The sequence below is a fragment of the Pseudoalteromonas sp. SR45-5 genome, from assembly GCF_014163565.1.
Taxonomy (GTDB): Bacteria; Pseudomonadota; Gammaproteobacteria; order Enterobacterales; family Alteromonadaceae; genus Pseudoalteromonas; species Pseudoalteromonas distincta.
The window spans coordinates 1-8,724 of record NZ_JACJDN010000103.1 but is presented as its reverse complement, the minus strand read 5'-3'; the positions used below and the strand labels follow the sequence as shown (position 1 = coordinate 8,724).

Below are 8,724 nucleotides of genomic sequence, written 5' to 3'. Positions count from 1 at the left end.
AGTTCTGATATAAGCCTCAATATACTTAGTTGTAAACTGGAAGAAAACAATGAAAAAAGAACAACAAATTGAAAATGAGTTAATAACTAAGCTTACAGATCTCAAATACACCTACCGAGCTGACATTCGCAGTCAGAGTGCACTCGAGCAAAATTTTCGTGAAAAATTCGAAGCCCTAAATCGTGTTAATTTAACCGATAAAGAATTCAAGCGTTTACTACAAGAAATAATCACCAATGATGTGTTTAGTGCCGCTAAAACCCTACGAGAGCGCGGTTATTTCCAACGTGAAGATGGCACGCCTCTGCACTACACCTTAGTGAACATAAAAGACTGGTGTAAAAACGAATTTGAAGTAATTAACCAGCTACGTATTAACCACGATGACAGCCACCATCGCTACGATGTGATCTTGTTGATCAACGGCGTGCCTGTGGTTCAAATAGAGCTAAAAAGCCACCAAATTGTTACCCGCCGTGCTATGGAGCAAATCGTTAACTATAAAAACGATGCAGGTAACGGCTATGGCAATACCTTAATGTGCTTTATGCAGCTATTTATTGTCAGCAATGAAAATCAAACCTATTATTTTGCCAACAACCGCAACGAACACTTTAGCTTTAATGCCGATGAGCGCTTTTTGCCGATTTATCAATTAGCCAACGATAACAACAGAAAAATTGCCCATCTACACGACTTTTCTGACTATTTTTTAGCTAAATGCACGTTAGGGGAAATGATCAGCCGCTACATGGTATTAGTGCAATCAGAGCAAAAACTGCTGATGATGCGCCCATATCAAATTTATGCGGTGCAAGCCATTATCGACTGCATTCACGACAACCGTGGCAATGGTTATATTTGGCACACCACAGGCTCAGGCAAAACCTTAACCTCATTTAAAGCCTCTACACTGCTTAAAGACAACCCAGATGTAGATAAATGCCTGTTTGTGGTTGACCGTAAAGACTTAGACCGCCAAACTCGTGAAGAATTTAACAAATTTCAAGACGGCTGCGTAGAAGAAAACACCAATACTGAAACCCTAGTACGCCGCATGTTGTCAGAAGATTATGCCGACAAAGTCATCGTTACCACTATCCAAAAGCTTGGCCTCGCGCTGGATGAAAACAGCAAACGCAATCAAAGCAAAATCAAAGATGGCCAACAAACTTTTAAAGAACGCCTAGAACCACTGCGCGATAAGCGTGTGGTGTTTATTTTTGACGAATGTCATCGCTCACAATTTGGCGAAAATCACAAAGCCATTAAAAACTTTTTTCCAAATTCACAGTTATTTGGTTTTACAGGCACGCCCATTTTTGACGACAACTCAAATTACACTCAAATCGACGGCACGGTAGGCTCATTTAAAACCACCAAAGATATTTTCGAAAACGAACTACACGCGTACACCATCACCAACGCCATTGATGATAAAAACGTACTGAGTTTTCACATTGATTTTTTTGGCAAAAACAGTATAAGTCCAGACAATACCGGTAAAGTAGACACGGTAACACCACCGCCAGAAGCTGTAGTAAAAGAAATTTTAGTCAAGCATAACGCAGCAACTAACAACCGGTTATTTAATGCCGTGCTTGCCACAGCCAAAATTAACGATGCCATTGAATACGTTGAGCAATTCAAAATTCAACAAGCGCAAAAACAAGCCGAAGACGAAAATTTTATTCCACTTAATATTGCCTGTGTATTTTCGCCACCGGCACAGCCACCTAAAAATACCGATGACGACCAAGCGCACAATGCCGACAAAAATGTTAAAGACATAAAACAGCTGTAAGAAGACCTGCCGCAAGAAAAGCTCGATAATCAACAAGAGCCTGAACAAAAAAAAGCCGCGCTGATTGCCATTATCAACAGCTACAACCAGCAATTTGGCACCAACCACAGCATTAATGAATTTGATCTTTACTACCAAGATGTACAGCAGCGTATTAAAGACCAAAAATACAACAATGCCGACTACCCCCATAAAAATAAAATCGACATCGTCATTGTGGTCGATATGCTGCTCACAGGGTTTGACTCCAAATACCTCAACACCCTGTATGTTGACAAAAACCTTAAATATCATGGTTTAATTCAAGCATTTTCACGTACCAACCGCGTATTAAACGACAGTAAACCGTGGGGCAATATTCTTGATTTTCGCGGCCAAGAAAAACAAGTAAACCAAGCCATAGAGCTGTTCTCTGGTGCTGCAAAAGATCGCGCTAAAGAAATTTGGCTAGTCGAGCCCGCGCCAGTCGTGGTTGAAAAATACCAACAAGCCATCACCAAACTGCAAACCTTTATGCAAAGCAAAGGGCTTGATTGCACGCCATCAGAAGCAGCAAACCTCAATGGTGACACCGCCAAAGCCGAATTTATTAACCACTTTAAAGAAGTGCAAAAGCTCAAAACCCAAATAGATCAATACACCGAGCTCGACCAAGCACAACAGCAAAGCATTGAAGCAGCCATGCCAATCGACAACCTCAGAAGCTTTAAAGGGGTTTATCTCGAAACAGCCAAAGGCTTAAAGCGTAAGCAAGACAAAAATAACGGCGAACTCGACGAAACCATAGAGCAGCTCGAATTTGAATTTGTTTTGTTTGCTTCAGCCTTAATTGATTACGACTACATCATGGGCTTAATTGCGCAATCGACCCAAGCAACAGGGCAAGGTACTAGCAAACACAAAATGACTCGCCAAGAGTTGATTGATTTGATCAGCGCACAAGCTAATTTAATGGACGACCGCGACGACATTATTGCCTACATCGAAAACCTGCCAACGGGTGTGGCCTTGAATGTAGAACAAATTAAAATCGGCTTTCAAAAGTTTAAGGCCGCTAAAGCCGCTAACGAATTAAACCAACTGGCCATAAACCACGACCTAACGCCCCAAAGCTTACAAGACTTTGTTGATGGCATAATGCAGCACATGATTTTTGATGGCGAACAACTCAGCGACTTACTTGCGCCGCTTGATTTAGGCTGGAAAGCCCGCACCCAAAAAGAGCTCGCGCTAATGGAAGACTTAATTCCTTATTTACATAAACTTGCCCAAGGGCGTGAAATATCAGGGCTTGCAGCGTATGAATAAGCCAACTAACCAGCCTACAAATAAGCAAAATAAACAGCCGCAAGAGCTAGTTGATACACAAATTTTCGCTCATGTGCTGGCGCATATTCAACAAACCCGCCAGCAGGTATTTGCCCAAGTAAATACCGCGTTAATTGAGTTGTATTGGTCAGTCGGGCAAACTATTAGCGAAAAAGTCGCATCGCAAAGTTGGGGCAAAGGCGTGGTAAAGCAACTCGCCGCCTACATTGCCCAACAAGACCCTGACATAAAAGGCTTTAGCGATAAAAACCTCTGGCGCATGAAGCAGTTTTACGAAACCTATCAACACGATACAACACTCGCACCACTGGTGAGAGCATTACCGTGGACACACAACACCATTATATTTTCGCGCTGTAAAAGCAGAGCTGAGCGCGAATATTATTTAATCCTAGTGCAAAATGAAAAGCTCAGCAGCCGCGAGCTAGAGCGCCAAATAAACGCCGCCCATTTTGAGCGCAGCCTAAGCGAGCAACCAAAACTCTCAGCAGTGCTGAGACAATCGCACCCAACTAGCGCAAGCATCTTTAAAGACAACTACACTTTAGAGTTTTTAGGCCTGCCCAGCAGCCACAGCGAAAGCGACCTGCAACAGGCCATTATAAAAAACCTAAAAACCTTTATTTTAGAGCTCGGTAAAGACTTTATTTTTATTGGCGAAGAATACCGCTTGCAAGTAGGCAACCAAGATTTTTATATAGACTTACTGTTTTTTCACCGAGGCCTCGCCGCACTGGTCGCCTTTGAGCTAAAAATTGGTAAATTTAGCCCACAGCATTTAGGCCAGCTCGACTTTTACCTTGAAGCACTCGATCGCGACGTGAAAAAGCCCCACGAAAACCCCAGCATAGGTGTGTTACTGTGCCGCGATAAAGACGACGAAGTGGTCGAATATGCCCTATCCCGCAACTTATCGCCAACACTAGTTGCACAATACCAATGCCAACTGCCCGACAAACAACTGCTGCAAGCCAAACTGCATCAGCTATTACAAGACCTGCCAGCGCAAGACGAATTAGATATTGAGCAAATGGCTGAACCCGCGCGAAGGCAAGGAGAAGACAATGAATAAATCAGCTGAAAAAGGGCTAGTGCCTGAATTGAGGTTTCCTGAGTTTAAAGGTCAATGGAGAAGTAAAAAACTAGGTGAGTTATGTATTAGCATCTCTTCAGGAAAGGATAAAGCCGCAGAGAATGGTGCGTACGATCTATATGGTTCAACTGGTATAATTGGTAGAACTTTAAATGATACTTTCAATGATGAGTTAATTTTAGCTGCTCGCGTCGGAGCCAATGCAGGCCTTTTAACTAAAGCATCTGGTAAGTATGGCGTTACGGATAATACATTAGTAATTACATTAGAAAAAACAGAGAGTATTGATTTCATCTACTATACCCTCGATAATTTTGGATTAAACCAAATGGTTTTTGGTTCAGGTCAGACTTTGATTACAGGTAAACAGTTGAAAGAACTTGATATTGACCTGCCTTGCCCCAGAGAACAACAAAAAATTGCTGATTGCCTTTCATCCCTCGACGAACTGGTGAGCGCGCACAACCAAAAACTGGACGCTTTAAAAGCCCATAAAAAAGGCCTAATGCAACAACTCTTCCCCGCCGAAGGTGAAACCGTCCCTAAGCTAAGGTTTCCTGAGTTTGGTGAGAAGTGGACAAAATCTACAATTGGAATGCTAATCCAAAACGAACTTATTTTCCCTCCTAAAGATGGAAATCATGGAAACATTCATCCTAAATCAAGTGACTATGTTAAGTACGGCATTCCATTTATTATGGCGAACGATATTAAGAATGGGGAAATAGATCTTTTAAAATGCTCACACCTATCCAAAGAGCAAGCAGACAATTTACAGAAAGGGTTTGCTAAAGAAGGTGATGTACTTTTAACACATAAGGGAACCGTTGGAAGCGTAACAACGGTAAAGGAGAATGAGTTTCCATATTTGATGCTAACACCACAAGTAACCTATTACAGAGTAAAGGATAAAGAAAAATTACTAAACAAATTTTTAGCTTATTCGTTTATATCTGAATTATTTCAGGGGGAACTTAAAAATGCCTCTGGCGGTGGTACAAGAGCATATATAGGCATAACTGCTCAGAAAAATCTAAATGTAGCCATAGCTCCAACATTTGATGAGCAACAAAAAATCGCCGACTGTCTATCTAGACTAGATGAACTTATCGCCGCACAAAGTCAAAAAATTGAAGCCCTTAAAACACACAAAAAAGGGTTAATGCAGCAATTATTTCCATCGGCTGAGAATGGCCACATGGATGCCAAAGCTAAGGTGGGCGCATGAGTGAGTTAACCTTTGCGACGCTCGATGAAGTGGCAGCACATTTACGCCATGTGTTAAAAAACGGCATACCACAGAACAATAAAAACCCAAAAACCGTCAAGCAAACCTTATTATTTGCCTATAACGGCACAGGTAAAACTCGTTTGTCGATGGCCTTTAAAGAGCTAGGTAAAAAAGAGGGTAAGCGCGATACCTTGTATTTTAATGCTTTTACAGAGGATTTGTTTAGTTGGGATAATGACCTTGAAGAGAATGCAACTCGAGTTTTGAAACTCAATAAGACCTCCAGTTTTTTTGATGCACTGAAAGATGAAGACCTCGATTTAGAAAATCAAATTAGGCCATTGGTGCAACGCTACGGCGATTTCAATTTTTTGATTGATTATGAAAAAGGCCATGTGAATTTTATCCGCGAAGTATTAATTGATAATAAAGCTGAAAATATTGAACATATCAAAGTATCACGCGGTGAAGAAAATATTTTTATTTGGTGTTTTTTCCTCGCCATTGCCCAATTAGCCGCCGATAAACAAGTGACTTACAACTGGGTAGAGTATTTATATATTGATGACCCAATTTCATCACTCGATGATAATAACGCCATTGCGGTGGCAAGCCATCTTGCTCAGCTGCTGAAAAAAAACACCATTAAAGCGGTAATTTCATCCCACCATACTTTATTTTTTAATGTGATGTGGAATGAGCTTAATGAGAAGAAAAAGCTACAGCCCTACTTTTTAAGTTACGATAAAGAAGCACAACGCTATAAGTTGAGATATACCAATAGCACGCCATTTTTTCACCATGTCGCGCTATTAGAGCAACTGCATAAAGCAGCTCAATCAGGTGATTTATTTACCTACCATTTTAATATTTTACGCAGTATTTTAGAAAAAACAGCGACTTTTCATGGCTTCAAAAACTTCTCCGCCTGTATTGAACAGGAAAAAGATGATCCAGAAGGCATATTGCACGCGCGTATAATTAATATTTTAAGCCATGGTAATTATTCGTTATTTGAGCCAATGGAAATGACAGATGAAAATAAAGGGCATTTTCGCCGAATACTACGCAATTTCATGAACAACTACCGCTTTGACCCTGCGCTGTTTCCAGCACTATTAGTGCAGCAAGAGCCTCCAGCGCCACAAGAACCAAACGTGCAACAAGCGCAAGCCGAACAACTCGAAGAGATCAATTAACATGACCCAAGAACAACTTAAAGATTTAGGCAAAACCCTGTGGGATATAGCCGACAGCCTACGCGGTGCGATGAACGCCGATGACTTTCGTGACTATATGTTATCGTTTTTATTTTTACGCTACTTGTCAGATAACTACGAAACGGCGGCGCAAAAAGAGCTTGGCCGTGATTACCCGAGTCTAACAGCAGATGATAAAACTGCGCCATTGAGCCTGTGGTATACAGACAATAGCGATGATGTGGGCGAGTTTGAAAAACAAATGCGCCGTAAACTGCATTATGTGATTGAACCGCGCCACCTGTGGACGAGTATCGCCGAACTAGCACGCACCCAAAACAGTGAATTACTGCAAACTTTAGAGGCGGGCTTTAAATACATTGAAGAGCAAAGCTTTAACAGTAACTTTAAAGGCTTGTTCTCGGAGATTAACTTAAACTCAGAAAAGTTAGGCAAAACCCCCAGCGAACGCAATAAAAAGCTTTGTAGCATTATTCAAAAAATTTCCGAAGGCATTGCTGGATTTTCTACCGACAGCGATATTTTGGGCGATGCGTATGAATACCTGATTGGTGAATTTGCCGCTGGTTCAGGTAAAAAAGCCGGTGAATTTTACACTCCGCAACCTATTTCGACTATTTTATCAGAAATTGTCACCCTAGACAGCCAAGAACCAAAAACCGGCAAAAAGAAAAAGCTCAACAAGGTATTAGATTTTGCCTGTGGTTCAGGCTCGTTATTACTTAATGTACGTAAGCATATTGTTGATGCAGGCGGCAGCGTCGGTAAAATTTACGGCCAAGAAAAAAACATCACCACCTTTAACCTTGCTCGCATGAACATGCTACTACACGGCGTAAAAGACACCGAATTTGACATTCACCACGGCGATACTTTATTAAACGACTGGGACATGCTCAGTGAGATGAACCCGGCGAAAAAACTCAAATGCGATGCCGTAGTAGCCAACCCGCCCTTTAGTTACCGCTGGGATCCGAGTGAAGCGCAGGGCGAAGATTTTCGCTTTAAAAGCCACGGCCTTGCGCCAAAATCCGCTGCTGACTTTGCCTTTTTACTGCACGGCTTTCACTTTTTAAGCGATGAAGGCACCATGGCAATTATTCTGCCCCACGGTGTGCTGTTTAGAGGCGGCGCAGAGCAGCGTATTCGCACTAAACTGCTCAACGATGGCCACATAGATACGGTAATTGGCTTACCTGCGAACTTGTTTTTTTCAACGGGTATTCCGGTGTGTATTATTGTGCTGAAAAAATGCAAAAAGTACGATGATGTATTGTTTATTAATGCCAGTGAGCATTATGAAAAGGGCAAGCGCCAGAACACTTTACGTGAAGGCAAAGGCGATGAGCCTAACGACATTAAAAAAATCGTTGAAACCTATAAAAACCGCAATGTAGAAGAGCGTTATTCACGCCGGGTGTCGATGGCTGAGATTGAGAAAAACGACTTCAACCTTAATATTTCGCGTTATGTGAGTACAGCAAAGGCTGAGATAAAAGTAAATATCACTGAAGTAAATAAAGACTTACATAATATTGAAAAAGATATTGTAAGTGCATTAAATAAACATAATGAATTTTTAGAACAGCTTGGTTTGGCTAAACTGCCTAAGTAAAAGTTGATGAAGTAGAGCCATAATAACACCTCAGTGAGTGAGTCAGTATACTGAGGTGTTTAATAAAGACGAGCCCGTATGATTTTACTTTAAAGTGGTTTAATTGTTTGTTTTGTTCTTTGAGTTTTCAATAATAATTCTTGAATTTAAGTATTAAGTCCTTTCGTTTTACCTTTTTTAAATTTTTCCCTTGAAGTTCTAACACCTCACCCCATATTAAGTGCATAACGCAGATACTTTGCAAATTGGAGATATATAAATGACTGCAGCACAAAAAGAAACATTAGGCTTTCAAACAGAAGTAAAACAATTATTAAACTTAATGATTCATTCTCTTTATTCTAATAAAGAAATATTTTTACGTGAGCTTGTGTCAAATGCATCAGACGCAGCAGACAAGTTACGCTTTTTAGCATTATCTCAAGGTGACCT

The 8,724-nt window shown here is 41.0% G+C and carries 5 protein-coding genes and 1 pseudogene; all 6 read left to right on the top strand.

Annotated features, from left to right (window positions below; genetic code table 11):
• Positions 1 to 49: 49 nt before the first annotated feature.
• Positions 50 to 2,164 (top strand): annotated as a pseudogene (locus H5072_RS21070) (type I restriction endonuclease subunit R); the annotation flags it as partial.
• Positions 2,162 to 3,112, top strand: coding sequence for a type I restriction endonuclease subunit R, EcoR124 family (locus H5072_RS21065; protein ID WP_404936320.1), 951 nt, complete (start codon positions 2,162 to 2,164; stop codon positions 3,110 to 3,112). The pseudogene H5072_RS21070 and the gene H5072_RS21065, both read left to right, overlap by 3 nt.
• Entirely contained in the window at positions 3,105 to 4,205 is a 1,101-nt protein-coding gene (locus H5072_RS06060; RefSeq protein ID WP_182692998.1) for a YhcG family protein, read from the top strand. Before H5072_RS21065 ends, H5072_RS06060 begins: the two co-directional genes overlap by 8 nt.
• Positions 4,198 to 5,454 carry a restriction endonuclease subunit S gene (locus tag H5072_RS06055; RefSeq protein WP_182692997.1) on the top strand — a complete coding sequence of 419 codons (1,257 nt, stop codon included), beginning with the start codon at positions 4,198 to 4,200 and terminating at the stop codon, positions 5,452 to 5,454. The genes H5072_RS06060 and H5072_RS06055 overlap by 8 nt, the downstream gene beginning before the upstream one ends.
• Positions 5,451 to 6,656 (top strand): AAA family ATPase, encoded by a 1,206-nt coding sequence (locus H5072_RS06050; protein WP_182692996.1) that lies wholly within the window; start codon positions 5,451 to 5,453, stop codon positions 6,654 to 6,656. The genes H5072_RS06055 and H5072_RS06050 overlap by 4 nt, the downstream gene beginning before the upstream one ends.
• Position 6,657: 1 nt before the next feature.
• Entirely contained in the window at positions 6,658 to 8,292 is a 1,635-nt protein-coding gene (locus tag H5072_RS06045) for a type I restriction-modification system subunit M (RefSeq protein ID WP_182692995.1), read from the top strand.
• Positions 8,293 to 8,724: the final 432 nt, after the last annotated feature.

What these genes read in the sequence shown, in the direction of transcription:
- H5072_RS06060 (WP_182692998.1), top strand. Translation starts at nt 3,105, where the DNA reads ATGAATAAGCCAACTAACCAGCCTACAAATAAGCAAAATAAACAGCCG.
- H5072_RS06055 (WP_182692997.1), top strand. Translation starts at nt 4,198, where the DNA reads ATGAATAAATCAGCTGAAAAAGGGCTAGTGCCTGAATTGAGGTTTCCT.
- H5072_RS06050 (WP_182692996.1), top strand. Translation starts at nt 5,451, where the DNA reads ATGAGTGAGTTAACCTTTGCGACGCTCGATGAAGTGGCAGCACATTTA.
- H5072_RS06045 (WP_182692995.1), top strand. Translation starts at nt 6,658, where the DNA reads ATGACCCAAGAACAACTTAAAGATTTAGGCAAAACCCTGTGGGATATA.